The sequence below is a fragment of the Natronosporangium hydrolyticum genome, assembly GCF_016925615.1.
Lineage (GTDB): Bacteria > Actinomycetota > Actinomycetes > Mycobacteriales > Micromonosporaceae > Natronosporangium > Natronosporangium hydrolyticum.
The window spans coordinates 4,813,626-4,839,033 of record NZ_CP070499.1 but is presented as its reverse complement, the minus strand read 5'-3'; the positions used below and the strand labels follow the sequence as shown (position 1 = coordinate 4,839,033).

At 70.0% G+C, this 25,408-nt stretch carries 28 protein-coding genes and 1 pseudogene; 17 read left to right on the top strand and 12 right to left on the bottom strand.

The features are described 5' to 3' along the window. Positions 1–85 precede the first annotated feature (85 nt). Together JQS43_RS21770 and JQS43_RS21765 are read left to right on the top strand one after the other, a co-directional pair. A complete protein-coding gene (locus tag JQS43_RS21770; RefSeq protein ID WP_239676231.1) occupies positions 86–1,444 on the top strand; it encodes a cystathionine beta-synthase in 1,359 nt (452 codons plus the stop codon). A 152-nt stretch (positions 1,445–1,596) separates the two neighbouring features. Continuing rightward, entirely contained in the window at positions 1,597–2,148 is a 552-nt protein-coding gene (locus JQS43_RS21765; RefSeq protein WP_239676230.1) for a hypothetical protein, read from the top strand. A 597-nt stretch (positions 2,149–2,745) separates the two neighbouring features. On the opposite strand, the gene JQS43_RS21760 is transcribed toward JQS43_RS21765, so the two are convergent. From JQS43_RS21760 to JQS43_RS26385, 4 genes are all read right to left on the bottom strand, one after another. After that, a complete protein-coding gene (locus tag JQS43_RS21760; protein WP_239676229.1) occupies positions 2,746–4,635 on the bottom strand; it encodes an ABC transporter ATP-binding protein in 1,890 nt (629 codons plus the stop codon). After that, the gene (locus JQS43_RS21755; RefSeq protein WP_239676228.1) at positions 4,632–6,380 is read right to left on the bottom strand and encodes an ABC transporter ATP-binding protein; all 1,749 of its coding nucleotides are present in this window, start codon (positions 6,378–6,380) and stop codon (positions 4,632–4,634) included. The genes JQS43_RS21760 and JQS43_RS21755 overlap by 4 nt, the downstream gene beginning before the upstream one ends. 101 nt (positions 6,381–6,481) lie before the next feature. Further along, positions 6,482–7,339 carry a 16S rRNA (cytidine(1402)-2'-O)-methyltransferase gene (gene rsmI / locus JQS43_RS21750; RefSeq protein WP_239676227.1) on the bottom strand — a complete coding sequence of 286 codons (858 nt, stop codon included), beginning with the start codon at positions 7,337–7,339 and terminating at the stop codon, positions 6,482–6,484. A gap of 160 nt (positions 7,340–7,499) precedes the next feature. Next, positions 7,500–7,700: a hypothetical protein gene (locus JQS43_RS26385; RefSeq protein ID WP_420847613.1), complete on the bottom strand. Its 201-nt coding sequence runs from the start codon at positions 7,698–7,700 to the stop codon at positions 7,500–7,502. Positions 7,701–7,805: 105 nt separating this feature from the next. On the opposite strand from JQS43_RS26385, the gene JQS43_RS21740 reads away from it, so the two are divergent. The 3 genes from JQS43_RS21740 to JQS43_RS21730 all read left to right on the top strand — a co-directional run bounded on the left by JQS43_RS21740 (position 7,806) and on the right by JQS43_RS21730 (position 10,311). Beyond that, the gene (locus tag JQS43_RS21740) at positions 7,806–8,045 is read left to right on the top strand and encodes a hypothetical protein (protein WP_239676226.1); all 240 of its coding nucleotides are present in this window, start codon (positions 7,806–7,808) and stop codon (positions 8,043–8,045) included. Positions 8,046–8,362: 317 nt separating this feature from the next. Continuing rightward, on the top strand, positions 8,363–9,505 hold the full coding sequence (locus tag JQS43_RS21735) for a tRNA-ribosyltransferase family protein (RefSeq protein WP_239676225.1): 1,143 nt from the start codon (positions 8,363–8,365) through the stop codon (positions 9,503–9,505). After that, complete coding sequence (locus JQS43_RS21730) at positions 9,505–10,311, top strand: class I SAM-dependent methyltransferase (RefSeq protein WP_239676224.1); 807 nt, start codon at positions 9,505–9,507, stop codon at positions 10,309–10,311. Before JQS43_RS21735 ends, JQS43_RS21730 begins: the two co-directional genes overlap by 1 nt. Positions 10,312–10,476: 165 nt before the next feature. Here the strand turns inward: JQS43_RS21730 and JQS43_RS21725 are convergent, their stop codons facing one another. Further along, a complete protein-coding gene (locus JQS43_RS21725; protein WP_275580950.1) occupies positions 10,477–11,262 on the bottom strand; it encodes an Rmt family 16S rRNA (guanine(1405)-N(7))-methyltransferase in 786 nt (261 codons plus the stop codon). Between the two features lie 256 nt (positions 11,263–11,518). After that, positions 11,519–12,921, bottom strand: a protein-coding gene (locus JQS43_RS21720; protein WP_239676222.1) for an IS3 family transposase whose coding sequence is annotated in 2 segments (ribosomal slippage) — positions 11,519–12,591 and positions 12,591–12,921 — 1,404 coding nt in all. Because the reading frame shifts where the segments join, the coding sequence is not laid out codon by codon here. A 215-nt stretch (positions 12,922–13,136) separates the two neighbouring features. Here JQS43_RS21720 and queF point away from each other — a divergent pair. The 4 genes from queF to queD are packed head-to-tail and all read left to right on the top strand — an operon-like array spanning position 13,137 to position 15,212. Further along, positions 13,137–13,520 carry a preQ(1) synthase gene (queF, locus tag JQS43_RS21715; RefSeq protein ID WP_239676221.1) on the top strand — a complete coding sequence of 128 codons (384 nt, stop codon included), beginning with the start codon at positions 13,137–13,139 and terminating at the stop codon, positions 13,518–13,520. Continuing rightward, positions 13,517–14,212 carry a 7-cyano-7-deazaguanine synthase QueC gene (gene queC / locus JQS43_RS21710; RefSeq protein ID WP_275580949.1) on the top strand — a complete coding sequence of 232 codons (696 nt, stop codon included), beginning with the start codon at positions 13,517–13,519 and terminating at the stop codon, positions 14,210–14,212. Before queF ends, queC begins: the two co-directional genes overlap by 4 nt. A 5-nt stretch (positions 14,213–14,217) precedes the next feature. Continuing rightward, positions 14,218–14,856, top strand: coding sequence for a 7-carboxy-7-deazaguanine synthase (gene queE / locus JQS43_RS21705; protein ID WP_239676219.1), 639 nt, complete (start codon positions 14,218–14,220; stop codon positions 14,854–14,856). After that, positions 14,856–15,212 carry a 6-carboxytetrahydropterin synthase QueD gene (gene queD / locus JQS43_RS21700; RefSeq protein WP_239676218.1) on the top strand — a complete coding sequence of 119 codons (357 nt, stop codon included), beginning with the start codon at positions 14,856–14,858 and terminating at the stop codon, positions 15,210–15,212. Before queE ends, queD begins: the two co-directional genes overlap by 1 nt. Before the next feature lie 91 nt (positions 15,213–15,303). On the opposite strand, the gene JQS43_RS21695 is transcribed toward queD, so the two are convergent. Next, on the bottom strand, positions 15,304–16,089 hold the full coding sequence (locus tag JQS43_RS21695; protein WP_239676217.1) for an NAD(P)H-binding protein: 786 nt from the start codon (positions 16,087–16,089) through the stop codon (positions 15,304–15,306). 87 nt (positions 16,090–16,176) lie between these two features. On the opposite strand from JQS43_RS21695, the gene JQS43_RS21690 reads away from it, so the two are divergent. After that, on the top strand, positions 16,177–17,112 hold the full coding sequence (locus JQS43_RS21690) for an AraC family transcriptional regulator (protein ID WP_239676216.1): 936 nt from the start codon (positions 16,177–16,179) through the stop codon (positions 17,110–17,112). On the opposite strand, the gene JQS43_RS21685 is transcribed toward JQS43_RS21690, so the two are convergent. From JQS43_RS21685 to JQS43_RS21675, 3 genes are read right to left on the bottom strand one after another with little or no spacing between them, the layout of a single operon-like run. Continuing rightward, a complete protein-coding gene (locus JQS43_RS21685; protein WP_239676215.1) occupies positions 17,061–17,750 on the bottom strand; it encodes a response regulator in 690 nt (229 codons plus the stop codon). The genes JQS43_RS21690 and JQS43_RS21685 overlap by 52 nt on opposite strands. Beyond that, complete coding sequence (locus tag JQS43_RS21680; RefSeq protein ID WP_239676214.1) at positions 17,729–18,646, bottom strand: sensor histidine kinase; 918 nt, start codon at positions 18,644–18,646, stop codon at positions 17,729–17,731. The genes JQS43_RS21685 and JQS43_RS21680 overlap by 22 nt, the downstream gene beginning before the upstream one ends. A 13-nt stretch (positions 18,647–18,659) precedes the next feature. Then, complete coding sequence (locus JQS43_RS21675) at positions 18,660–19,067, bottom strand: sensor domain-containing protein (RefSeq protein ID WP_239676213.1); 408 nt, start codon at positions 19,065–19,067, stop codon at positions 18,660–18,662. A gap of 126 nt (positions 19,068–19,193) precedes the next feature. Between JQS43_RS21675 and JQS43_RS21670 the strand changes: the two genes are divergently transcribed. The 7 genes and pseudogenes from JQS43_RS21670 to JQS43_RS21640 form a co-directional block, all read left to right on the top strand. Beyond that, entirely contained in the window at positions 19,194–20,462 is a 1,269-nt protein-coding gene (locus tag JQS43_RS21670) for an RNA polymerase sigma factor (protein ID WP_239676212.1), read from the top strand. 51 nt (positions 20,463–20,513) lie between these two features. Further along, the gene (locus JQS43_RS21665) at positions 20,514–21,521 is read left to right on the top strand and encodes a GNAT family N-acetyltransferase (protein ID WP_239676211.1); all 1,008 of its coding nucleotides are present in this window, start codon (positions 20,514–20,516) and stop codon (positions 21,519–21,521) included. Positions 21,522–21,548: 27 nt separating this feature from the next. After that, positions 21,549–21,926, top strand: coding sequence for an NADH-quinone oxidoreductase subunit A (locus tag JQS43_RS21660; RefSeq protein WP_239676210.1), 378 nt, complete (start codon positions 21,549–21,551; stop codon positions 21,924–21,926). A gap of 44 nt (positions 21,927–21,970) precedes the next feature. Further along, on the top strand, positions 21,971–22,486 hold the full coding sequence (locus tag JQS43_RS21655; RefSeq protein ID WP_239676209.1) for a DivIVA domain-containing protein: 516 nt from the start codon (positions 21,971–21,973) through the stop codon (positions 22,484–22,486). Continuing rightward, entirely contained in the window at positions 22,483–22,953 is a 471-nt protein-coding gene (locus JQS43_RS21650; RefSeq protein WP_239676208.1) for an SRPBCC family protein, read from the top strand. Before JQS43_RS21655 ends, JQS43_RS21650 begins: the two co-directional genes overlap by 4 nt. Further along, entirely contained in the window at positions 22,950–23,540 is a 591-nt protein-coding gene (locus JQS43_RS21645; protein ID WP_239676207.1) for a DNA-3-methyladenine glycosylase I, read from the top strand. The genes JQS43_RS21650 and JQS43_RS21645 overlap by 4 nt, the downstream gene beginning before the upstream one ends. A gap of 47 nt (positions 23,541–23,587) precedes the next feature. After that, positions 23,588–23,788 (top strand): annotated as a pseudogene (locus JQS43_RS21640) (hypothetical protein); the annotation flags it as partial. A gap of 9 nt (positions 23,789–23,797) precedes the next feature. On the opposite strand, the gene JQS43_RS21635 reads toward JQS43_RS21640, so the two are convergent. Then, entirely contained in the window at positions 23,798–24,583 is a 786-nt protein-coding gene (locus JQS43_RS21635; protein WP_239676206.1) for an enoyl-CoA hydratase-related protein, read from the bottom strand. A gap of 39 nt (positions 24,584–24,622) precedes the next feature. After that, entirely contained in the window at positions 24,623–25,408 is a 786-nt protein-coding gene (locus tag JQS43_RS21630; protein ID WP_239676205.1) for a PaaX family transcriptional regulator, read from the bottom strand.

The window sequence follows — 25,408 nt, the reverse complement described above, 5'->3', positions numbered from 1 at the left end:
CGTCCTTACGCATCTGACCTGCGGGCGTGGTTAACCCTGAGGCGGGACGGGCGACTGTGATTCGGTTTGAGGCTACGCTTCGGTGGTGCGCTACTACGACAACGTGGTCGAACTGATCGGCGACACGCCGCTGGTGCGGCTGAACACAGTTACGGCGGGGATCCCCGCCAGGGTGCTCGCGAAGATCGAGTACATGAATCCCGGCGGGTCGGTGAAGGACCGGATCGCGCTGCGGATGGTTGAGGCCGCCGAGCAGGAGGGCAAGCTCCGCCCCGGTGGTGTCATCGTCGAACCGACCAGCGGCAACACCGGGGTCGGCCTGGCCATGGTGGCGCAGATGCGGGGGTACCGCTGCGTCTTCGTCTGTCCCGACAAGGTCAGCGAAGACAAGCAGCACGTCCTGCGGGCGTACGGGGCGGAGGTGGAGGTCTGCCCGACGGCGGTGGCGCCGGACGACCCCCGCTCGTACTACAGCGTCTCGGATCGGCTGGCGCGGGAGCTGCCGGGGGCGTGGAAGCCCGACCAGTACGCCAATCCCAACAACCCTCGCTCGCACTACGAAACGACCGGGCCGGAGCTGTGGGAGCAGACCGGCGGCGAGATCACCCACTTCGTCGCCGGGGTCGGCACCGGCGGCACCATCAGCGGCGTGGGGCGCTACCTCAAAGAGGTCTCCGGCGGGCGGGTACGGATCATCGGTGCCGACCCGGAGGGCTCGGTCTACTCCGGTGGCACCGGCCGGCCGTACCTGGTCGAGGGGGTCGGTGAGGACTTCTGGCCGACTACGTATGACCGGGAGATCTGCGACGAGATCGTGGAGGTGACCGACCACGCCTCGTTCGACATGACCCGCCGGCTCGCCCGGGAGGAGGCGTTGCTGGTGGGCGGCTCCTGCGGGATGGCGGTGGTGGCCGCGCTGGAGGTGGCGCGCCGGGCCGGCCCGGACGACGTCGTCGTGGTGCTGCTCCCGGACGGCGGCCGCGGCTACCTGTCGAAGATCTTCAACGACGACTGGATGGCCAGCTACGGGTTCCTGGACAGCATCGGGGAGACCGTCGCGGGTGTGCTCGCCGGTAAGGGTGAGGTGATCCCGCCGCTGGTGCACACCCACCCCACCGAAACCATCCGGGAAGCGATCGACGTGATGCGCGAGTACGGCGTTTCGCAGCTGCCGGTGTTGAAGGCCGAGCCGCCGGTGGTCACCGGTGAGGTTGCCGGTTCGATCGCCGAGCGGGACCTGCTGGACGCGCTCTTCTCCGGGCAGGCGCAGCTCTACGACATGATCGAGGGGCACATGGGGCCGCCGTTGCCGTTGATCGGCGGCGGCCAGCCGGTCTCCGAGGCGGTGGCGCTGTTGGCGAAGGCCGACGCGGCGATGGTGCTGGTGGACGGGAAACCGGCCGGGGTGCTGACCCGGCAGGATCTGCTCAACTACCCCCGGTAGCGCCGGCACAGGGGAGCTCGCCGGGGCCACCCGGGCCCGCGCGAACGGGTGAATCGGACACCCTGTCCGGCGCGGGGGTGGCCTCGGCGGGTTCCACTGAGTGCAGAGATGGCAGCGGCGAGTTATCGCGATCCGCTGTTGAGGGGGTGCATATGAGCCGGGACGAGGCTTCTGAGCCGGCCGACGTGGTCGACCGGTTGCTGTGGCGGGACGCACAGCAGATGTTGGGTAGACACGACGAGCCGGACGAGAACGAACAGTGCCGGTGGTGCGGCGGCGACTGGCCGTGCCCACCACGCCAGCTCGCCCAGCGGGCGGACCAGGCGTCACGCCGGCCACCGCCAGCTATGAGTTCGCCACCGCTGGCGCCAGCGCCGGTGCTGGTGTCAGCTCCGGCTGGAGCTGGGGTAACGGGGGCGCCGGACGGCGTCGGGTCGGCGGGTGCGCCGGCCGGTGCCGGGCCGGCGGGCGCCGGAGCGAAGCCCGGGCCGGTGCCGAAGCCCGCGTCGAAGCCGACGCCGAGACCCACGCCGAAACCGGTGGCGGCTCCGGCGGCCGAGGGCGGCAACGGCAACAAGCCAGCGCGGTCGCAGTCTGGTTGGCGAGCGCAGCCGAGCCGTCGAACCGGCGCACAGCCGCGGCAGCGGCCCGCCCGGCGAACCGGGGAGGGTGGGCGTAGCACCAACGGCGGCCTGTTCGACTGACCGGGCCGCCGGGAAGCTCTCCACTCGCGGCGGCCCGACGTTTCGCCAGCCTCGGGCCCGCCGCACCGCCCACCCGTCAGCCCCCTTCGGCCGGTTGACCTCCACCGGTCGGCTGCGCGCCAGTGCCGGCGCGAGATTGGGGTGGGTGGGTACGGGGGTGGCCGGAGTGCGGGGCCGTGATGCTCCCCGCCCTGTGCAGCGGTCGCGCACTCCGGCACCCTCTAGACATGGTTCGACCCCCGGGGTTCTGCGCACACTGTGGAGCGCAGCACCGGCTGGACTAGGCCGGCGCCCCGGGGGTCGGGTAACTGCCTGGGTTTCGCCGCGTCACCGTCACACGTGAGTGTCACGCGGCCTCGGCATACGAAGTCCGAGAGAACGGCGACTAGCGGACAGTCACCTCACGAGTCCGATAGCTATACAACTTAGGACCACCTCCTCTCTCGTGTACCTAGCACGCTAGCCGCCTGGCGGCGACGCGGCAACCGGATTCCGAGGATCGGACCGGGATCGCCGGGCCGGACCGGGCGGACGCTGGGTATCACCCCAGCGGTCACATCCGAGCGGCACACCCTACCGCCTGGTAGGCCACAACGCTCAGGATGTGGGCGCTGGTCGCGACACTCGCTCCGGTGCCGGATCCGCCGCCCCGGCCACGCCTTCCCCCGCCCCGGCGCCGCCGTCGCCCTGCTCCGCCTCGGCTACCCCCTCCTCGCGCCACAGCCGGCGCATCTCAGGGCAGGTGCGCAGCAACTCCGGAAGCGGGCCGGTGCCCACCACCCTGCCCCGGTCGAGCACCACCACCTGGTCGGCGCGGGTCAACGCTGCCCGTCGGTGGGAGACCACCAGCAGCGTGGCCGGGCCCCGGCCGGCCTTCGCCGCCTGGTCGATTCGCTGCCACAGCAGCTGTTCGGTCTCCACATCCAGCGCCGATGACAGGTCATCCACCACCAGCAGCTCCGGAGTTCGGACCAGTGCCCGGGCGGCGGTGGCCCGCTGCACCTGGCCGCCGGAGAGCCGGACGCCGCGCGGCCCCATCATCGTCGCCAACCCGTCCGGCATCGCCGCCAGGTCCTGTTCCAGCGCCGCCTGGTGGATCGCCGCCGCGAGCTGCTGGTCGTCGGCCTCCCACCCCAGCAGGAGGTTCTCCCGCAACGTGTCGGAGAAGAGACGTGGCACCTGCCCCGCATAGGCTGCCCGGTCCGGGACCAGGAAGGTACCCGGGTCGTCGACCGGCTGCCCGTTCCAGTAGATCGCGCCATCCTCGGCCGGCAACAGCCCCAGCAGCCCGCGTACCAGGGTGGTCTTGCCCGCTCCGACGGCGCCGGTGACCACTGTGAACGAGCCGTGCGGCACCCGTAGGTCCACGTCCTGGACGCCGCGGCCACCGTCGCCGTGCTGGATGGTCAGCCCTCGCGACTCCAGCAGGACGAGCTTGTCCGCCGGCCGGGCCGGTGCCGAACCCGCTGGGGCGTCCTGGTGGAACCACACCCCGCTGCGGCGCGACAGGTCGTCCGAGCTTTCGTGCGGTGCCATCAGCCGAGTCAGTCGTTCAGTGGCGACCGCACCCTGCGGGATCCGGTACAGCAGCCGGCCGAGGAAGCGCGGCAGCATGGTCAGCCAGCCGACGTAGCTGACGAAGAGCGCGAAGTCGCCGACGGTGAACTCGCCGGTCCGCATCGCCGGTGCCGCCAGCAGCAACACCAGCCCGATGCTCACCTCGACCCCGGCGCTGGTGGAGGTGTCCGCCAGGTCGATCAGCAGCCGGTCTTTGACCGCGGCGGTGCGGCGTCGGCGGTTGTGCTCGCGCAACCGCTCCAGAACGGCCGGCTCGGCGCCGGCGGTCTTGATCGCCAGCACGCCGGCGAACATTTCGCCGACGAAGGAGGTGACCACCGCGCCGAGGTGCTTGGCGCGGGCGTGCACCCGGCGGATCATCGCCGAGAGCACCCGGTTGAGGATCAGCACCACCACCATCGGGAGCACCAGCACCAGGGTGATCACCGGGTCGATGCGCAACATGATGATGAAGGCGCCGATCGTGAAGAGCAGCGCGCCGACCACGTCCACCAGCCGGTCGGTGAGCGAGACCAGATCGGTTACGTCGTCGCGGAACCGGGACACGGCCTCCCCAGAGGAGTGTGGCAGCCGGCTCGCCGCCGGCCCGCGGGCGCTCAGCACCGAGCGCAGCACGTTGGCGCGCAGCGTGGTCTCCGAGCCGATCCACCAGTACGGCCAGACGATGACTCCGGTCCAGAAGAAGAACCCGCGCAGCGCCTCCACCGCCACGAAGGCGGCGCACAGCCACAGCGCGGCGTCCAAGCCGGCGGCGCGTTCGCCGCTGAGTAGGTCGAACAGACCCTTTAGGACCAGGCCACTAAGCAGCGGCGTCACCCATAGCGCGACCCACAGCAAGCCTCCGCCGTAGTAGCGGCCCGGGCTGACCCGGATCAGCCGGCTGACAACCAACCACACCGGAGATCTCATCGGGCCACCCCCGCGGCATCGAGTAGGTGCCCGAAGTGGCTCTGCGGGTCGGCGGCCAGCTGCGCCCGCGGGCCGTACTCGACGATCCGGCCGCCGTCGACCACCGCGATCATGTCCACTCGCGACAATGACGAGAGCCGGTGCGCGATCAGCACCCCGGTACGCCCGGCGAGTAGCCGGTCCATCGTGTGGTCGATCAGCTCCTCGGTGGCCGGGTCGAGCCGGCTCGCCGCTTCGTCCAGCACCACCAGCCCCGGGTCGCGCAAGAACGCCCGGGCGAAGGCGATCAGCTGTGCCTCGCCAGCGGAGACTCCGCCGCCGTGCGGCCCCAGCTCGGTCTCCAGTCCGTCGGGCAGTCCGGCGAACCAGTCCGCCAACCCGACGTCGGTGAGCACCTGCCGCAGCCGGTCGTCGTCGGCGAGCTCCGGGCGGAACAGGGTCAGGTTGTCCCGTACCGAGGCGGCGAAGAGCTGCACCTCCTGGGTGACGATGGCGACCCGGCGGCGCAGGTCCGCCCGGGCGGTGTCCCGCAGGTCCACGCCGCCCAACCGGACCGTGCCGTGGGTGGGGTCGTATAGGCGCAGCGCCATCCGGGCAATGGTGGTCTTACCGCTGCCGGTCCGCCCGACCAATCCGAGCGTCTCACCCGGCGCCAGCCGGATCGTGACATCGTCGAGGACCCGGTCGTCGTCGGCCGAGTAGGCGAAGCTGACCCGGTCCAGCTCCAGCCCCAGCGCGCCGGTGGCTGGCAGCGCCTGCGGCTGCGCTGGATCGTGCAGCGTCCGGCGCTCACCGAGCAGGTCGCCGATCCGGGCGATCGCTGCCAACGCCTTCTGATACTGCTGAAGCTGATCGATGATGCGCTCGAACGGGGTACGGACCATCTGCGTGTACTGGAACAGCAGCACGACCGTGCCGACGGTCAGCGTGTTGGTCTGCTGGGTCCAGGCCGCCAACGCCAGCACTAGCGCGGTGCCGATCGCGAACGCCACCGTGGTGCCGGCGAACAAGCCACCGCTGATCTGGTTGGCGCGTAGATCGGCCCGGTATACCCCGGCGCTGACCTGGTGGAAGCGGCGGACGGCGTGGTCGCCGGCGCCGTTGGCGCGGATGTCCTCGGCGCCGGCGAGCCGCTCTTCCAGGTTGCCGAAGAGCGCCGCGAAGCGTTCCCGGACCCGGGTGGCGGCCGGCACCGCCAGCCGCTGCGCCCGGATCATCCCGAACCCGACCAACGCACAGTACGCGATCAGCGCTGCCCCGATCCGGACGTCCACTGTGAGGACGATGATCAGGACGCCGAGCAGGAGCAGGAAGCTGGCGATCACGTCGAGCAGGAAGGCGACCACGAACTCGGAGAGCGCCACCACGTCGCCGTCGACCCGTTCGATCATCTCGCCCGGGGTGCGCCGGCCGTGGTACGACATGTCCAGCTCCAGCGCGTGCTCGGCGAGCCGTTCGCGGAGCCGATTGGTGCCGTCCCAGGCGAGCCGGCTGGCGAGCCAGGCGGTGAACATCCGGGCGAACTGGCCCGAGACCGCCAGCCCGAGATAGCCGAGCGCGAGCAGGATCAACGACTGGGTCGGGTCGCCGGCGACCGCACCGTCGACGAAACGCTGGGTCAACTGCGGTGCCAGTAGCGGCAGGACGGTAGCGGCGAGCACGCCCGCGGTCAGGGCCAGCGCGCCACGCCGCCCTGGCCGCAGTTGACGCAGGACGATTCGACGAGTGGATCGGGAGGATTTCATGGCAGATGTCGAGATTACGGCCCGGTCGTTGCCGGGGCAACGGAATTACCCGCAGGGCACGACGACCTGTGTGGGCGTTCTGCAAGCCCGGCACCGTCGGGCTAGTCGGTCTCCGTCGACCGGGAGCCAGGACCGCCGCCAACCGACCGCTGCTCGGCGAGTTGGACCTGTTCGTAGATCCAGTTCCGCGGCAGCCCGCTGACGTCCCGTACCACGTCTCGGACAAATCGCCCCGTCCCGCCATGCTTCACCATGGCGCGGATCAGTTGGTCGGCCAGCGTCCGAGTCTCGTCGGCGGAGGCCTCATCCGCACCGGCCACCACCACCGTGAACTGGCCGCGGACGACCTCCGCTGCCGCGAGTCCGGAGTGTAGTGTGGACAGTGGTCCGCGCAGGAACTCCTCGTCATCCTTTGACAGATTGCGGCCGAGGGCTGCCTGCCGATCGCCGAGGACCGTCAGCAGGTCGGCGAGGGTCGCCAGAATCCGGTGCGGTGCTTCGAAGAAGACCAACGTGGCCTGGTTCATGCGCAGGCTGGCGAGTGCTGCTCGCCGGGCAGCCCCTTTTCGGGGGAGGAAGCCTCCGTAGTAAAAGTGGGAGCTGGGGAGCCCAGAGCCCACCAGAGCGGTCACCGGCGCGTTGGCCCCGGGGAGCGGGCAGACCCGGACACCCGCGGTGATGGCCGCGGTCACGATGCGGTAGCCGGGGTCGTTGACCAGTGGGGTCCCGGCGTCGGAGACCAGCGCCACGTCCATACCTGCCAGCAGCGATGCGACGAGCTGTCGGCTGCGGGTGTCCTCGTTGTGGTCGTGGTAGCTCAATAGGCGTACCTCAATGCCCAGTGATTTCAGGAGGCGTTGCGTGTGCCGGGTGTCCTCCGAACCGACGACGTCAACCTGGCTGAGTACGTCGATTGCGCGGAGGGTAATGTCGCGAGGATTGCCGATCGGTGTCGGCACCAGATAGAGGGTGCCCGCGCTGGGGTCGCGCGCCCCAGGGGCCTTGCTCGGTGTTGCCATCATGCACCCCCCGATGTCGTCCGAGGCACACTCTATCCGAGGGGATCCTCCGATCAGCTCTGCTAGCCGGATGGGCTGCTCCGACAGCACCCCGGCTGGTTTACGTACGATCTCGACGGTGGTCGATAAGATCCATCGGGCCCATCCCAGCCAGGTACATACTCAGCAGCGTGGTCTTGGCGCCGCCGCGGTCCTGCACACTGGCCGCGTAGGCCATCACCACCAGCAGCCCGAGGGTGTCGGTGATGACGAACCGCTTCCGGCCCGCATGGACAACCGTAGGCCGAGGTAGGTGGATCATGCATCAGCGGGTATGGACCGCTTCACTCCTCACGCTGTCGGCGGGGCTGGTCGCCGGCTGCTTCGGCGATAGCCGGGCACCCGATGCGTCGCAGAGGTCAGAATTATGACCAGAGTCATGGTCTGCGCAGCTGAAGAGTACGACGGCGTTAGCCGCGATTGCACAGACATGCCAGTACCCCTCGCGGATGTTGCAATAGCTTCCGGCAGCGAACCCTTCATTCCCGAAGAACTACGAACCGACGTCATCGTGCCCGCTGGCCAGCGCACATACACGGAGTACATGTTCACCGAAGACCTCTACACCCTCGAGTGGCTGGAGCAGGCGCCCCAGCCGGAGGAGTAGATTTCCATACTCATATCTATCGTCCCGGTCACGGTTGTCCGGGCCGCTGAGGTGGCCCACCACATGAGCCGACTCGCCTCACTTCGATGACGGAGCCCTATTGGCCGGCACGGTCCGGGCGCGGTGGGCGTCGGTTCTACTCGTGATCACCTGCGGCGGTGGGGCCGGCCGAGCCCGGCGATGAGGAGTGGACTCAGCTCTTCCCCGGATCGTGGCCCCGGAGTCGCGGCTGAACCCGACCGGCACGCTCTTCGCCGGGTATTCGCCTGGCAGCGTATTCTGGGTGTCACCGCCCTGCCTGAGGAGCCGCCGCACCCATGACGTCTGTTGACGATCCCGTCGCCTCGGGTGTCTGCCTCGAAACCGCACACGGGGCGATCGCGCTACCGACGTTCTTGCCTGACGCGACCAGGGCCTCGGTCCGCACCGTCGACACGCTCGACCTGCGTACGGTGGGGATCGACGCGGTGATGGTGAACGCGATGCATCTGGCGCAACGCCCAGGGCTGCGAAACGTACGTCAGGCGGGCGGGTTGCACCGCCTGATGGCCTGGGACGGCGCCATTGTCTCGGATTCGGGTGGCTTCCAGGTGCTTTCGCTGCTGCGAAAGCAGGGTAAGACCAGCTCGATTCGGGCAGGCGGCGTCACCTTTCGAGAACCAGACAACGGCAAGAAGACCGTCCTGACCCCCGGGAAGGTCATAGAGTGGCAGTTCAGCCTTAAATCGGACGTAGCTATCGCGCTCGACGACTGCACCGGCCCGGACGATTCGGCGGCGGAGCAACTGGCCTCCACCGAACGGACCATCCGATGGTTTCAGCAGGCGCGTAAAGCCTACGACCTCCAGTGCCGGCAACGGCGCGAGGCGGATCCGCCGCTGCTGGTCGGGGTGGTTCAGGGCGGCGCCGACCCGACGTTGCGAGAGCGGTGTGTCGACGCGCTCGTCGAGTCCGGCGCGCAGGGGTTCGGATTCGGTGGCTGGCCGCTGAACGCCGCCGGCGAGCTCGAGTTCGACATGTTCGCCTTGATCGCCCGGTTGACCCCGAGCAACGCGCCGCTCTTCGCGCTGGGCGTCGGGCGTCCGGAGCACCTGGTCTCCCTGTGCCAGCTCACCCGCCGGTGGGTGTTCGACTGCACCATCCCGACCCGGGACGCGCGGCATGGCCGGCTCTATGCCTTCGTGCCGGACATCGCTACCCGGGGCCTCACCCCGGATCGCGGCTTCTACCGCAATGTCTATATTCACGACGAGGAGAACGCGCGGGTCGACGAGCCGATCTGCGCCACCTGCGATTGCCCGACCTGTCGCCGCTACAGCCGGGCCTACCTGCACCACCTTTTCCGAGTGCGGGATGGGCTCGCGGACCGGCTCGCCACCCTCCATAATCTTCGCTTCTACACCCGGCTGTTGGAGATGCTCCGCGCCGGCGGCGGCCCGGTGCCCGCCACGGCCGGTTGATGAGCGCGGCGGAGCAGGTCATCGCGCGTCTGCGCGCGTCGGCGAAGTACCGTGACGTCCACCCGGAGACCATCGCGGACCTGGTGCGTCGGGAGCACCACGGCGACGGCACCATCGGCGCCGCGGAGCTGGAGCGCCGGGTCCGGTTGCGGCTGCACAAGGTAGCTGCGCTGCATCTGTCGACCGCCCGGCCGGCGGGGTTGCGCCGCGGCCTCGGCCGCACCGATCTGGCGGACCCAGCGAGTCGTAAAGAGTGGTGCCGGCAGGTCCTCGGCAGCCACTTCTCCACAGCGGAGCGGCTGCCCGATCTCGAGGTTTTCTATCCGACGGTGCTCGGGTTGGTCCCGCCACCGGACACGATAGTCGACCTCGCGTGCGCGATGAACCCGTTCACCCTGCCTTGGCTGCGGGACGTCACCGAAGCCCGGTATATCGGCTACGACTTCAACGCGACCTTCGTGTCGCTTGCGAGCACCTTCCTCGCCCGGACCTACCCGGACTGCGAGGTGTCCCACGCGGACATACTCACCGGGGCGCCGCTGGTCCGTGCCGACCTGGCGCTGTTACTCAAGACCTACCATTGCATCGAGGGGCGGGAGTCCGGGGCTGGGCTCCGACTCGTCGATCGCCTCGAGTGCGACCACATCGTCGTGTCTTTTCCTACCCGGGCGATGAACGGCCGGGCAGCGGTCTTCAGCCAGCAGCACGTTGACGCGTTGACGGCGTTGGCGCGAGACCGGCGATGGGCCTGGTCGCGTACCGCCTTGCCCACAGAGGAGCTTATCGTGATTCGGAAGCGGAGCTAATCTTCCCAGCGCCGGTTGACCAGTGCCGTCGTCTCTGGCCGGGTACGCGGGCGTCCGCCAGTGCGACCCGGTCGACCCGGCTGCATGCGTCGGCAACGGCCGAATTGGCGAAAGCGGGGGAGCGCACGTACGAAGTCACCCAGATGTGCCGGGAACGCGCGGGAGCTACTTCTTAACTATGTAGATCAACTCGTTGCCGACCTCGAGTTGCTGAATGGCGTACGACCGCGAGGCTGCGTGCTGCTCGAAAGCGGTCGAATAGTTCTGGAACATGCCTTTGGAGCGCTGGCCGAGTGACTTCGTGGGGAACGTCACCACGACGATGGGTGAGTTCAAACTGTCGATCACGGACCATCCGACGCTCTTCTGCTGAATCTCCAGACAAGGAAGGGTCTTCAACAACAGCGTCACATCAGCCGGTGCGTCAACTGGCGCATCGACAAGGTCGACGACAGCAACCTCGTGCGCCACGTCGAGTTCTGCGAGCACTGCGCCGACAAACTCGACCAATCGGGTGTCGATGTCCGAGGCGAGGTAGGTCGCACCTGGCGGTAGGGGCATCCATGGTACGGCCAGCGGGTTCAGGCCACAGGCGAGGTCTCGGACCGTCGTCGGTGGCGGGATGTCCGCGAAGACCGCGCGGTAGAAATCAGCGATCTTGGGCAGACGTTCCCGAGTGGACACGTGCACCGACATGGCCCGGCTCAACTCGGCCCGCACCGCCGCGTCGTCGCCTTCGGCTACCGCTGCGGCCACGCTCTTGAGCAGCGAAGGGTAGTTGGGCGCCTTGGGTGGCAAGAAGGCGCCGTAGATCTCGTGCAGCCCTCGCTTGGTGCGCTTGACCGCGTCGGGCATATCGCCGTTGGCAGCGACGAGCGCGGAACGTGCGACACGGCTGACCGTCGCTGGGGACACTGTCTGGTATCGCCGGCTCCTGGTGAGCGCATGCACAATCTCGTCGATGCGGGGGTCGTCACAGTCAGGTGTCACTATCGGGCCTCATGCTGGGTCGGTTTTCTTACCTTAGAGCACGCTGGTTGGCTCAGGACCACACCGTTGGTCAGGGGCGAGCGTCGTGCCATAAGCAGCGGGCTGAGATGGCGCAGCAGGTTACGAGGGGGCTGCTAGAATTCGGTAGCTTCATTCCCCTTGCCCGACGCTGCGGGGGTGACCCGGAAGCTGTCAAGCTCGTTGAGACACGTGTTACTCACGATGTCTGTGTGGTCGCTGGTGGTTCGTTGATCCATGCCGCTCCGGGGATGGTCGGTGGCGTGGGTCGGCTACGGAACCGGTCCGGGTTGGCGGCGTAGGCGGCGTCGAGGACCTTGGCCCGTTCCTCGCGGATCTTCTCGACAGTGCCGAAGTGGACCGACGCGGGGGTATGCAGCCCGATCCCGCGGTGTCGATGATCATGGTTGTAGTAGGTGAAAAACTCGGCGCAGAACGCGCGGGCGTCAGCGATGGATCCAAACCGGCCGGGGAACGCCGGACAATGCTTGAGAGTCTTGAACTGCGCCTCCGAAAACGGATTGTCGTTCGACACCTTCGGTCGGGAGTGGCTACGGTCAATGTTCAGGTCGGCCAGCAGCGCGGCGACCGGTTTGCTGGTCATGGCAGTGCCACGGTCAGCGTGCACCGCCCTGGGCGCGACACCGATGCGGGCGATCGCCTCGGCGATGAACTCTTCAGCCAGCTCACCGGACTCGCGGGCGGCGACCTGCCACCCGACCACATACCTGGAGTAGATGTCGATCATGACGTACAGGTCGTAGTACACACCCCGATGCGGACCATGCAACTTCGTGATATCCCAGGACCAAATTTCGTTGGGCCCGTGGGCGACCAGCTCCGGGCGCACCCTGGGCGGGTGCTGGGCCTGGCGGCGCCGCTCCCGCACCTCGCCGCGTTCCCGCAGGATGCGGTACATGGTCGACTCGGAACACAGGTAGACACCCTCGTCGAGCAGGGTGGCCCACACCTGCGCCGGGGACTTGTCGGCGAACCGCTCCGAATGCAGCACCGCAGCCACCTGATCCCGCTCAGCGCGGCTCAACGCGTTGGGCGGAGCCGGCCGCGGCGGCCGGGCCTGACCCGCTGGCACCGGCCGTAACCTGCGGTAGTGGCTGGAACGCGGCTTACCCAACAGCCGACATGCCTGCTTGATCCCGGTGACCGGCGCCAACTCGACAAACGCTTCCTCGATCACCTGCTCGACCTGTTTTCGCGCGTCGGCTCCGCGCTCTCGGAGAGCATCCCCAAGAGCGCGTGTGCTTTTCCCACCACGTCAAGCGCGGCTTTGGTACGCGCCAGCTCCGCGGCCATTCGTTCGTTGTCACGGCGTAGCCGCTCCAGTTCGACCTGCTCCCGGCTGCGCTGGGGCTTGCGTCCCGGCCTCGGCGTCGGCCCGGACAACGCACCGGCATCGCGCGCTTTGCGCCACTCGATCAGATGGGAGTGGTACAGGCCCTCGCGGCGTAGCAGTGCCCCGCGGGCACCCGACTCGGTCAGCGCGTCGTACTCAGCCACGATCGCCAGCTTGTACTCGTTGGTGAACACCCTGCGCTTGGGACGCTCAGCCCGCGGCTCCAGATCGGCATTACTCATGGTCATCGCTCTCGATGGTCCTGTCTCGCCCTGCTCGATGGTCAGTTCAGGAGATTACCCTGTCCCATGTCCCACCCGAGCCTGACAGATAGGGACCGGTGGGCGGCGGTATGAGCTGCTGTTCCGCTTTGACACTGCCGCGTGGGAGGGGCTGCATCGGGACCAGGTTCCGGCTGCCCTGCTGGCGGAAGGGGTCGAGTTCCAGAGGTTATCATCTGTTGATGGCGCTGACGAAGCTAGGCCAGGCGGGGGTGTCGCCTGACCGCTCCCTCGAGACGTTTCCGATCGATGACCGCTCGCAGGAGATCACGATCGATTGTCGCGAGTTCACCTGTCGTTGCCCCGTGACCGGCCAGCCGGACTGGGCGACGATCCGGATCAATTACCGTCCGGGGAGCCGTGGCGTCGAGACCAAGAGCCTCAAGCTCTACCTTGAGACCTTTCGTGACGAGGGAATCTTCCACGAACATCTCGCGACTCGCATGCGTGATGACCTGGTGGCCGCCTTAGATCCGGCATATCTTAAGGTAACGGTCGATTTCAACGTTCGCGGCGGGATCGCGCTGGCAGCCTCAAGTGAGTACGACCCGGAGGAAACAGCGTGAATCGCCGAAAAGCTGTCATTCTGCTCAGTGGTGGCCTTGACTCCGCCACCGTGCTTGCGATGGCTGTTCGGGACGGATTCGAGCCGTATACGCTGACCTTCCGGTACGGGCAGCGGCACTCGGTTGAGCTGCGGGCTGCGGCGCGTATCGCTGAGGCGTTCGGATCGGTTCGACACGTGGTCACCGATATCGATCTGCGGGCCTTCGGGGGCTCGGCGCTGACCGACGATTCTATTGCTGTGCCACATCCGGAGGTGCCCGGTGACAGCGACGCCGGGATCCCGGTGACCTATGTGCCGGCCCGCAATACCGTGTTCCTCTCCTTCGCGTTGGCCTGGGCCGAGACGCTCGACGCCACGGACATTTTCATCGGCGTTAATGCGCTCGACTACAGCGGCTACCCGGACTGCCGTCCCGAGTTCATCGCGGCCTACCAGGCCATGGCAAATCTCGCGACCAGGGCAAGTGTCGAGGGCCGCCAGCGGCTGACCATCCACACGCCACTCATCGCGCTGACGAAGGCGGAGACCATCCGCCGGGGCCTCGAACTCGGTGTCGAATACAGCATGACGCATAGCTGCTATGACCCGGTCGGTGAGCAGGCATGCGGTACGTGCGAGTCCTGCCGGCTGCGAGCCCGGGGGTTCGCCGAGCTCGGCCTCTCCGACCCAGTGTCGCCGCCGGGACGGTAACCGCCATGTATCGCGTCAAGGAGATCTTCTACACCCTTCAAGGTGAGGGTACCCATGCCGGCCGGCCGGCGGTGTTCTGCCGGTTCACCAGCTGTAACCTGTGGACCGGCCGGGAGGCTGACCGGCATCGGGCGGTATGCCAGTTCTGCGACACCGACTTCGTCGGCACTGACGGGCCTGGGGGCGGTCGGTTCGGCTCCGCGGCCGAACTCGCCGCTGCGGTCTTCGCGGCGTGGGCCGGGCTTCCGCATCAGGGCAGCCGGCCATACGTTGTGTGTACCGGCGGCGAGCCATTGCTGCAACTCGATGCCGCGGCGGTCGACGCGATGCATGCCCAGGGCTTCGAGGTGGCGGTCGAGACCAACGGCACCAGGCCAGCACCGGCCGGAGTCGACTGGGTCTGCGTCAGCCCGAAGGCCGGCTCCGAGCTCGTGCTGACCTCCGGCGACGACTTGAAGCTCGTCTACCCGCAGCCCGGCGCAGAGCCCGAACGTTTCGAGGGGCTCGACTTCGCCCACTTCTTACTACAACCGATGGATGGGCCGGATCGGGAGGCGAACACCCGCGCCGCGGTTGACTACTGCTTACTCCATCCACAATGGTCCTTGAGTCTGCAGACACACAAGTATTTGGGGATTGCCTGATGGAGATCTTCCGCGAGTTTACGTTCGAGGCTGCGCACCGGTTGCCGAACGTTCCGGAAGACCATCGGTGCGCTCGGCTGCACGGTCACTCGTTCCGGGTCGAGCTCCATGTCGCTGGTGAGGTCGATCCAGCGACTGGCTGGGTCATGGATTTTGCGGATATCAAGAAGGCGTTCGCTCCGTGCCAGGAAAAGCTCGACCACCATTACCTCAACGAGGTGCCGGGCCTGGAGAATCCGACGAGCGAGAATCTCGCACGGTGGATATGGGATCGCCTCATCGGCTCGTTGCCGCTGTCCGCCGTCGTAGTACGGGAGACTTGTACATCGGGGTGTGTCTACCGTGGCGAGCCGTAGGAGTCTAGGAGTTGGTGGGGATGAGAATGGTTGGGTGCGCGCTGAGGGTGAATCGGAAGCCAGCGGAGACCCCCGCCGCCGCGCCGTGGGCTCAGCGCAGCACGGCGGTGGCTGGTCGCCCGAGCGCGTCGCTGACGCCGGTGGATAGGTGGGCGTCCCACCCGCGGGCGATCAGGTCCATGAGGTCCCCGAGCAGCTCCGCGTACGCAGGGGAGATCCCTTCGGCGACGCGGGTGGCCACGAAGGACGCGCGGTCGATCGGGGCGTAGCTGACCGGCTGCCCGCCGGCCGCGGTCAGGGCGGCGGCGACGTCGCTCCCGGTGAGCGGCGCCTGGCCGGAGAGCTCGTAGACCCGGCCGTGGTGCTCGTCACTGGTGAGCGCCGCCACCGCCACCTCGGCGACGTCGGCCAGTTCGACGTACGGGTGGGCCCCGTCGCCGAGCGGGAGCCGGATGGTGTCGTCCGCGCCCGGGGCCCCGAAATCCTCTGTGAAGGTCTGCGCGAACCAGGCTGGCCGCAGGACGGTCCAGCTGCGGCCACTGTCGCGTACCGCGGTCTCGGCAGTCAGGGCCGTCGGACCGGCCGCCTCGATGCCGCGGGCGGAGAGCAGCACCAGGCGTTCGGTGGCCGGGTCGAGCGCCGTGCTTACCAGCTCTGTCAGCAGGTCGGTGGCGTCGAGCCGGTAGGGGGCGCCCACGAGATAGACCGCACGGCTTCGCGCCAACGCAGGCCGCCAGGTCGGTGGCTCGGTCCACTCGAATCGGGGGGTGCTGGTGCGCCCGAGCGGGCGGGCGTCGTACCCGAGGCGTCGGAGTCGGTCGGTGATCCGGCGGCCGGACTTGCCGGTGCCGCCGAGCACGGTGATGGGTCCAGTCATATGGCCAGCATCCCCGCCAGCGATGCGCGTCTCCATTGGTGAAGCGGCCCAGTACCTGTGTCAGCGTCTACTATTACCGGTATCGACGTGCTCGAGGACCTGCTACACCGAGCCCGCGCCCGAGGGGCGCTGATGTCCCGGTCGCTGCTGTCTGCGCCGTGGGCGCTGGCGTTCCACGACCGGCCCGCGGTGGCGCTGGAGGTGGTCTCCGGCGGCGACGCGTGGCTGCGCCATCCGGACGCGGGCACGCTCGGGCTCGCGGCGGGGGACCTCGCCCTGATCAGCGGCGGCCACCCGTACGTGATCGCGGACCGGCCCGAGACGCCGGTGCAGGTGGAGGTCTTCGGTCCGGCAGAGTGCGCCGCCCCGGGCGAGCCGGCGGCGGCCCGCGGCGACCGGTGGCGGCTGGACCACCGCACCTACGGCACCGACCCGGCCGCCCCGATCGAGGTGATCCGCGGGGCCTACCGGTTGGCCGGGGATGTGGGTCGCTGGCTGCTGGCCGGGCTGCCGCCGGTGGCGGTGGTCCGGTCAGCGCCGGCGACCGAGCCGTGGGTGAGCCTGCTCCGTCAGGCGCTGCCGGTCGCCGCGCCTGGTCAGCAGGTGGTGCTCGACCGGTTGCTCGACGCCCTGTTCGTGGTCGCCCTGCAACGCTGGCTGGGCACCGATCCGACGCCTCGCTGGACCGGCGCCCTGGCCGACCCGGCGGTGGGTCGGGCGCTGGCGGCGCTGCACGCGGAGCCGGCTCGACCGTGGACAGTGGACCAACTCGCCGCGGCGGCGGGGATGTCCCGGTCGGGGTTCGCCCGGCGGTTCCGGCGGCTGGTCGGCGACACCCCGCTGGGCTACCTCACCGGGTGGCGGATGACGCTCGCCGCCGATGCGCTGGACACGGGTCGCTCGGTGACGGCGACCGCCCGCGAGGTGGGCTACGGCGACCCGTACGGGTTCTCCGCGGCGTTCAAACGGCATCACGGATTGCCGCCGTCGCGCTGGTCGGCCCGGTCGGTGCCGCGCAGGTAGGCGAGCACCGCGAGCACCCGCCGGTTGCTGTCGTCGGTCGGCGGCAGGTCCAGTTTGGCCAGGATGTTGCCGACGTGCTTGCCCACCGCCGCCTCGGAGACCACCAGGGCGCGGGCGATCGCGGCGTTGGAGTGGCCCTCGGCCACCAATCCCAGCACCTCCCGCTCCCGCGCCGACAGCCGCGACAGCGGCTCGCGCCGGGCCCGCAGCAGCTGCCGCACCACATCCGGGTCGACCACCGATCCGCCGTCGACCACCCGCCGCAGCGCCACGGCGAACTCCTCGACCTCGACCACCCGGTCCTTGAGCAGGTAGCCGACGCGCCGGCCATCTGCGGAGTCGAGCAGTTCGGCGGCGTAGCTCTGCTCCACGTACTGGCTCAGCGCCACCACCGCCAAGCCCGGGTACGCCCGTCGTAGCGCCACCGCCGCGCGGAGCCCTTCGTCCCGGAAGCCCGGCGGCATCCGGATATCGGTCACCACCAGGTCCGGCCGGTGCTCGGCGACGGCCGCGGTGAGCGCCTCGCCGTCGCCGACCGCCGCGACCACGGCGAAGCCGAACCGGGCGAGCAGGCCGGCCAGGCCCTCCCGCAGCAGTACGCCGTCCTCGGCGAGGACTACCCGAGTGATGGTGGACATGGGAACTCCGCACGAATGGTGGTCGGCCCGCCAACCGGGCTGGCGAGGAACATTCTGCCGCCGAGGGTGGCGGCCCGGTCGGCCAGGCCGGTGAGGCCGGTGCCGCGGGACGGGTCGGCGCCCCCGTTGCCGTGGTCGGTGACCTCGACAGAGAGCAGACCGGCCGCCAGGCGCACCGAGACCTCGGCCCGACCGGCCCCGCTGTGCTTGATGACGTTGCTCAACGCCTCGGTGACCGTGAAGTAGGCCGCCTCCTCCACCGGGCGCGGTGGCCGGCTGGGCAGCGTGGTGGCGATCGTCACCGGGATCGGCGCGCCGTCGGCGACCGCGTCCAGCGCCGCCGGCAGGCCTAGGTCGGCCAGCTCCTTCGGGTAGATTCCGCGGATCAGCTCCCGCAGCTCGACCATCAGGTGTTTCGCCTGTTCATGGGCGCTCGCCACCGACTCGGCGGCGGGGGTGTCGGGGGGTAGGTCCAGCTTGGCCAGTCCGAGCTGCAGCGTGAGCCCCACCAGCCGCTGCTGGGCGCCATCGTGGAGGTCCCGCTCGATGCGGCGCCGTTCGGCCTCGAAGGCATCCACGATCCGGGCCCGGGACTGGGTCACCTCGACCAGTTCGTGGCGCAGGCCGGCGTCGGCGCCGCCGGTGAGCAGGGCCCGGGCGACCAGGCCATGCACGCCGGCGACCCCGGCCGCGAGGTAGCCGAGCAGCGGCAGCGCTATCACCCCACCCACGACGTACGGCCAGGTGCCGGCCACCGTGGTGACCTCGGTGGTGCCGAGGCTCACCGGGCCGTCGGTCAGCCACACCAGCGCCGGGCTGGCCAGCAGCACCACCGTCATCAGCAGTAGCAGACCGACCAGCCCGGCCAGCACCGGCGCCACGGTGACCAGCAGCACCGCGTACAGGACCTCATACCAGGGTGGCGGGTTCGGTGTACCGGGTGCGCAGCCAGGCCCACAGGCCGGGCGCGGCCAGAGCGCGGTGGCCGGAGCGGGCCGGCCGGTCGTCCACCAGCCGCAGCCGCCACCGTTCGACGATCGCGGTCGGGATCGACAGCAGCGGGCCGGCCGCGGCGACCAGCAGCAGCCCGAAGGCGACCCCGAGCACGCCCAGCCCGAGCGGTCCGGGTCGCCCCTCGTTCAGCCAGACGAGCACCAGCAACCAGGGCATGCCCAGCATCAGCGCGACGGGTGACAACGCCATCGAGATCGCCGAGCTGGTGGCCAGGTAGCCCAGCGACCGCCACGGCCAGCCGGTGACCAGGAAACGCGGTCGGCGCAGCGCCGCCAGCGCATGGACAGGAGCAGCAACAGCCATGACGCAGACGCTAAGGCCCGGGCCACTGCCAGGTCACGGGGGCGAGGGGGCGTCCTCGGGGTAGGCCTGGCCATACCTCGGGTCGGTCAGGCGCGCCCGGTACAGCGGCCGGACTACCGTGGTGGCGTGAGCAGTCCTGACCTCGACGAGCAGGTTGAGCGGGCGGTCGACGCGATCTGGCGGATCGAGTCGGGCCGGGTGGTGGCCGCGGTGGCCCGGACGGTCGGCGGGGATGTCGGGCTCGCCGAGGACCTGGCCCAGGACGCACTGGTGGCGGCGCTGGCGCAGTGGCGGGAGACCGGCGTGCCGGAGAACCCCGGGGCGTGGCTGACCACAGTGGCCAAACGGCGGGCGATCGACCACTTTCGGCGCCGGCAACGCGAGCGTGAGCGGGTCGAGCAGCTGGGCCAGGAACTGCTGACCGCCGCCGGCGACGATCCGGAGCTGACTCGGCTCGGTGAGCCCGACTTCGGCGACGACCTGCTGCGACTGATCTTCGTCTCGTGCCATCCGGTGTTGTCCCCGGATGCCCGCGCGGCGCTGACGTTGCGGCTGCTCGGCGGGTTGCGCACCAGCGAGATCGCCCACGGCTTCCTGGTGCCGGAGCCGACCATCGCGCAGCGGATCGTGCGCGCCAAGCAGACGCTCGCCCGCGCCGCGGTGCCGTTCGAGGTGCCCGATCAGACGGAGCTGCCGGAGCGGCTGGCCTCGGTGCTGGAGGTCGTCTACCTGATCTTCAACGAGGGTTACTCCGCTTCCAGCGGCGACGAATGGTTGCGGCCCGAGCTGACCGACGAGGCGCTGCGGCTCGGTCGTCGACTGGCCGCGCTGCTGCCGGCCGAGCCGGAGGTGCACGGCCTGGTCGCGCTGATGGAGCTGCAGGCCTCCCGGAACCGGGCGCGGGTGGCCCCCGACGGGTCGCCGGTGCGGCTGCTGGAGCAGGACCGGGCCCGATGGGATCGGCTGCTGATCCGCCGCGGGTTGGCGGCGTTGCGGCGGGCGGAGGCGGCGGCGGGCCGCGCCGGGCCGTACCAGTTGCAGGCGGCGATCGCCGCCTGCCATGCCCGGGCACTGACCCCGGAGCAGACCGACTGGGCGCGGATCGCCGCGCTCTACGGGGAGCTCGGTGCGCTCACCGGTTCGCCGGTGGTGGCGCTGAACCGGGCGGTGGCGGTCGCCCAGGCCCAGGGTCCGGCGGCGGGCCTCGCGCTGGTCGACGAGCTGGTCGACGAGCCGGCGCTGCGCGGATACCATCTGCTGCCGGCGGTGCGGGGTGAACTGCTGTCGCAGCTCGGCCGGGAGCAGGCGGCGCGGGCGGAGTTCGCGCGCGCCGCGGAGCTGACTGACAATGCCCGCGAGCGACAGCTGCTGCGGGAGCGCGCCGCGGGCCCGTAGGCGCCGGAATATCGGCTCGCCGGCGACCGGGGCACGTGGTTTGCTTCGGCTATGGAGTTGTCGTGGCTCGATCCGCAGCAGCCGGACCAGCGGGATCTCGCCGGGGCGGTGGCCGTGCTGGCGGCCGCCACCGCCGCCGACACCCCGAGCTTTCCGCTGCCCACCGTCTCCGGCTTCGCCGCCCGGTTGCGTTACGGCTTCGCCGGGGAGCCGAGGCTGGCCGCGGTCGCCCGGACCGGCGCCGGTGGCGACCGGGTGCTCGGCGTGCTCCGGTTGACGCTGCCCCGGTGGGACAACACCCACCTCGCCGACGTCACGGTCACCGTCGATCCGGCGTACCGGCGGCGCGGGCTGGGCCGGGCGCTCTTCGACGCGGGCGTGGCGCAGGTGCGGGAGCAGGGGCGCCGGCTGGTCTGCGCCACCTGCCTGGACCAGCCCGGACCGGCGGCGTTCCTCACCGCGATGGGGTTGACGCACGCCTACACCGAGGCGTTGCGGCGGCAGGACCTCAGCGCGCTCGACCCGGACCGGTTCGCCGCCGCCGAGGCCGAAGCCGAAGCTGGCCCGGGCGCCGACGAGTACGAGCTGCTTCGGCTGCCGGGCCCGGTCCCGGATGACCTGCTGGCGGCGGTGGTGGCGGTGACCGGGGCGATCAACGACGCCCCCACCGGGGAGCTGGAGATCGAGGACGAGGTCTTCACCCCGGAGCGGCTCCGGGCGTACGAGCGGGCAGCGGCCGGCTGTGGGCGGCGGCTCTACCGGGTGGTGGCGCGGCACCGGCCGAGCGGTGAGCTGGCCGGCCAGACCGTGGTGGCGGTGGATGCCGAGCATCCGTGGCGGGCCGGGCAGGACGACACCAGCGTGGCGGCGGCGCACCGCGGGCACCGGCTGGGGCTGCGGCTGAAGCTGGCGATGCTGCGGCTGCTCGCCGAGGCGGAGCCGCAGGTGCGCGAGCTCGACACCGGCAACGCCGCCGACAACGCCCACATGATCCGGGTCAACGAGCTGCTCGGGTACGAGCTCTACGCGAACGAACTGGAGTGGCAGCGGCACCTGTGAGCCGCCGCGGCGGAGTACGCTACCGGCGTGGAGGGCTACCTCGGCTCGTACGCGACGCTCGGCCTGCTGCTGGCGGCCGGGGTGCTGTTCCTGGCCGCGGCCTTCGGCGCGAACCGGCTGCTGCGCCCGGCGCGGCCGGCCGGCCCACCGGGCAAGACCGAGTCGTACGAGTGTGGCGTGGACCCGGTCGGCGGCGACTGGGCGCAGGCCCAGGTGCGTTACTACGTCTACGCGTTCCTGTTCGTCATCTTCGCGGTAGAGGCGGTCTTTCTCTTCCCGTGGGCAGTGATCTTCGCCGAGCCCGGATTTGGCGTGGTGACCGTGGTGGAGATGGGGATCTTCGTGGGGATCCTGGCGCTCGGCATCCTCTACGCTTGGCGGCGCCGGGTGCTGCACTGGACCTGAGGCCCTGGGTCGCGCGGTATCAGACAGTCTGCCACGATCGGGGCGTGAGTCAGTTTCTGCTAGTCGTCGCCGTCGCGTTGACCGTCGGCGGGGTGGTGTTCGGGGTCACGATGTTGCTGTCGGGTGATGACCGTGGTCTGCGGCGGGCGGAGCCGGACGGCCGGGCAGTGCCGCTCCCCGAGGACCGGCCGTTACTCGAGACGGACGTGGCCAATGCCCGGTTCGACCCGGCGCTGCGCGGTTACCGTATGGCGCAGGTCGATGTGGCGCTGCGCCGGGCCGCGTACGACATCGGTTACAAGGAGGAGCTGATCCGGGTGTTGCAGGCGGAGGTGGCGGCGCTGCGCGCCGGCCGGACCGAAGAGGCGCACGCCCTGCAGCGGGCGCGGGATGCGGCCCTGGCGCAGGTGGCGGCGCTAGAGGCGGAGCCGGCGGCCGAGTCGGCGGCGGCGATCGAGGCGGAGCTAACGGCCGAGCCGGAGGCGACGCTGGCCGCGGAGTCGCCGCCGGAGTCGGAGCTGGCCGGCGAGCCGGACGGCGCTGGGCGGGGCGCTCCGTGAGCGAGCCGGCCGAGCCGGGGTCGCTGGAGGTCACCGCCACCGCGATCGTCAACGCCCCGAACGTCGATGTCTTCGATGCGCTGCGGCAGTGGGAACGGCAGAGCGACTGGATCCCCTTCACTACCGTCCGGGTAGTCGACGGTGACGGCGGCGAAGGTAGTCGGATCGTGGCGGTGACCGCGGTCGGGCCGGCCACGCTGCGGGACGAGATGGAGGTCACCCGGCTGGACCGGCCGTACGAGATCGTGGTCCTGCACACCGGCCGGATCCTGCGGGGGCCCGGAGTGTTGCGCTGCACCCCGTTGGGCAAGGAGCGCACCCAGGTGGTGTGGCACGAGTGGTTTCATCTTCCCGGCGGGGCGCTGGGCAAGCTCGCCGCGCCGGCGTTGTGGCCAAGTTCGAAGGTCGGGCTCACCAAGGCGTTGCGCCGGTTCGCCCGGCTGGTTGAGCAGGGGAAGCTGCCATGACCGGTCCGGTCGTGGGCGCCGACGGGCGGGCGCGCTGCCCGTGGGCGGCGCAAGCGCCGGACTATCGCGACTATCACGATCAGGAGTGGGGGCGGCCGGTCCGGGGTGACGACGCCCTCTTCGAACGGCTTACGTTGGAAGCGTTCCAGTCGGGACTCTCCTGGTTGACCATCCTGCGAAAGCGCCCGGCGTTCCGGGCCGCCTTCGCGGATTTCCGGATCGAGGCGGTGGCGAGTTTCGGCCCTGCCGACGTCGATCGGCTGTTGGCCGATGCCAGGATCGTCCGCAACCGGGCGAAGGTGGCGGCGGCGATAACCAACGCCAGGGTCGCCATGACCCAGCCAGATGGGCTCTCCGAGCTGCTGTGGTCGTTCGCGCCGCCGCCGCGGTCGCGGCCGGCCAGCTTCGCGGAGGTGCCGGCCATCACCGCGGAGTCGACGGCGTTGGCGAAGGAGCTGAAGCGGCGGGGCTTTCGGTTCGTCGGCCCCACCACCGCGTACGCGTTGATGCAGGCGACCGGAATGGTCGACGATCACCTGGCCGACTGCCACGTGCCGGCTGCCAGGCCGCCGCAGCCGGAGTCCTGAGCAGCGGCCGGATGCCGGCATGATGAGATGGACCGGTGACTGCGCAGCGACAGACCTGGTTGGTGAGCCTCGACCTGCCGATCGAGGCGCCCACCCCGGCGGAGGCGGTGGCCCAGTTCTGGGATTACCTCCGGGAGCTCGGCCCGGATGAGCTCCCGGCATTCGTATCCCCGGTCGAGGACGAGTTGGCGATGCAGGCGTACGTCGGCGGCGAGCAACACGACCTCGACCCGGAGGACGACGACTGACCCATCCGGTCAGCGACCCTCGAAGGTAGGCCGCTGCTTGGCCACGAACGCCTCGGTCGCCCGCCGGTGATCTGTGGTACGTCCGCAGGTGGCCTGCGCCGACGCCTCGACCGCCAGCGCCTCGGTCAGTGTGGTCGCCTCGGCCAGCTCCCGCTTGAGCTGTGCGTAGGCCACGCTCGGCCCGGCCGCCAGCCGCGCCGCCAGCTCATGGGCCGTCGGCCCGACCGCGTCGTCGTCCTCTACCAGCCGGGTGAGCAGGCCGAGCCGGTGTGCCTCGGCGGCCGAGACCGGTTCGGCCAGCAGCAACAATTCGGTGGCCTTGGCGTGGCCGACTAGCCGCGGCAGCGTCCACGAGATGCCGGTGTCGGCGGCGAGCCCGACGTTGGCGAAGGCCATCAGGAAGCCGGTCGACGGCCCGCCGATCCGTAGATCGGCGAGGAAGGCTAGGCCGGCGCCGGCCCCGGCGGCCATGCCGCGGACCGCCGCCACCACCGGCTGTGGCATGGTGGCGAGCTGCTGCGCCAGCGGGTTGTAGTGTTCACGGACGGTGTCCAGCGGCGGTGCTTCCGCCCGGCTCAGGATGTCGACGTGCTCGCGGAGGTCCTGGCCGACGCAGAAGGCCCGGCCGCTGCCGGCAAGCACCACCGCTCGTACCGTGGTGTCGCCCGCGATCGCGCGCAGCTGTGCCAGCAGCTCCTCCTTCAACGCGACATCGAGCGAGTTCAGCGAATCCGGTCGGTTGAGGGTGACGGTGGCGACGGCGCCGTCGCGGGAGATTAGCAGCGGGTCGGTCACGGGGTGGTTCCTTCCGTCCTCGGGGTCGGGCGCGAATGGTCAAGCGAGACAGTGGTTGACGAACCGGTCTGCTGCCGGTCGCAGCCGGGCGGCGTGCTTGTCGAAGAAGTTGGCCGCGGCCACGCCGGGCCACGGCGCGGGGAGCAGCGCCGCTGGCAGCTGCGGGTCCCGGAAGAGGAACGTCCGCCAGGCGTGGACCAACTGGAACCGCGCCTGGTAGGCAGCTTCGTCGTCGCCGCGGGCTGGCGCCTCCGCGACCACCGGGGTCAGCTCGGCCACGAACTTCTCGTACTCCCGGGCCAGCGCCGGCAGATCCCAGGCCCGCTCTACCAGCGAGGCCGTCCCGTCGGTGCCGGCGCTGTGGGTGGCGGTAAACCGGTCGTAGCGGACGCCGGCCTCGTCGAGGAGCAGGTCCACCTCGTCGTTGAGCCGGGGCGCCACCCAAACCCGCTCGCCGATGGTGCCGTAACCGAGGTATGCGAGGTTGGCGGCGAGTCGGGAGCGGGCCGCGCGGGACCGCGGTGGGTCGAGCACGATCAGGTCGAAGCGGCCGTTCCAACTCGGCCGGGCGGTACGGTAGACCCGGCCGGCGGCGTCGTCGAGGCGCTTGGCGGCCTTACTGGTGAGCGCGTAGCCGGGGCCGGCGGCCAACCGGCGCGGCGCCAGCCAGCCTTGCCGTACCATCCGGGACACCGCAGTCCGGACGGCGGGCGCGGCGATCCCTAACGGCGCAAGTAATTTGACGAGCGCGGCGACCGGCGCCTCCCCGCCGCGGGAACGAAGGTGGTCTCCGTAGAGGTCAAACAGCGCCGACCGTGCCTGCAT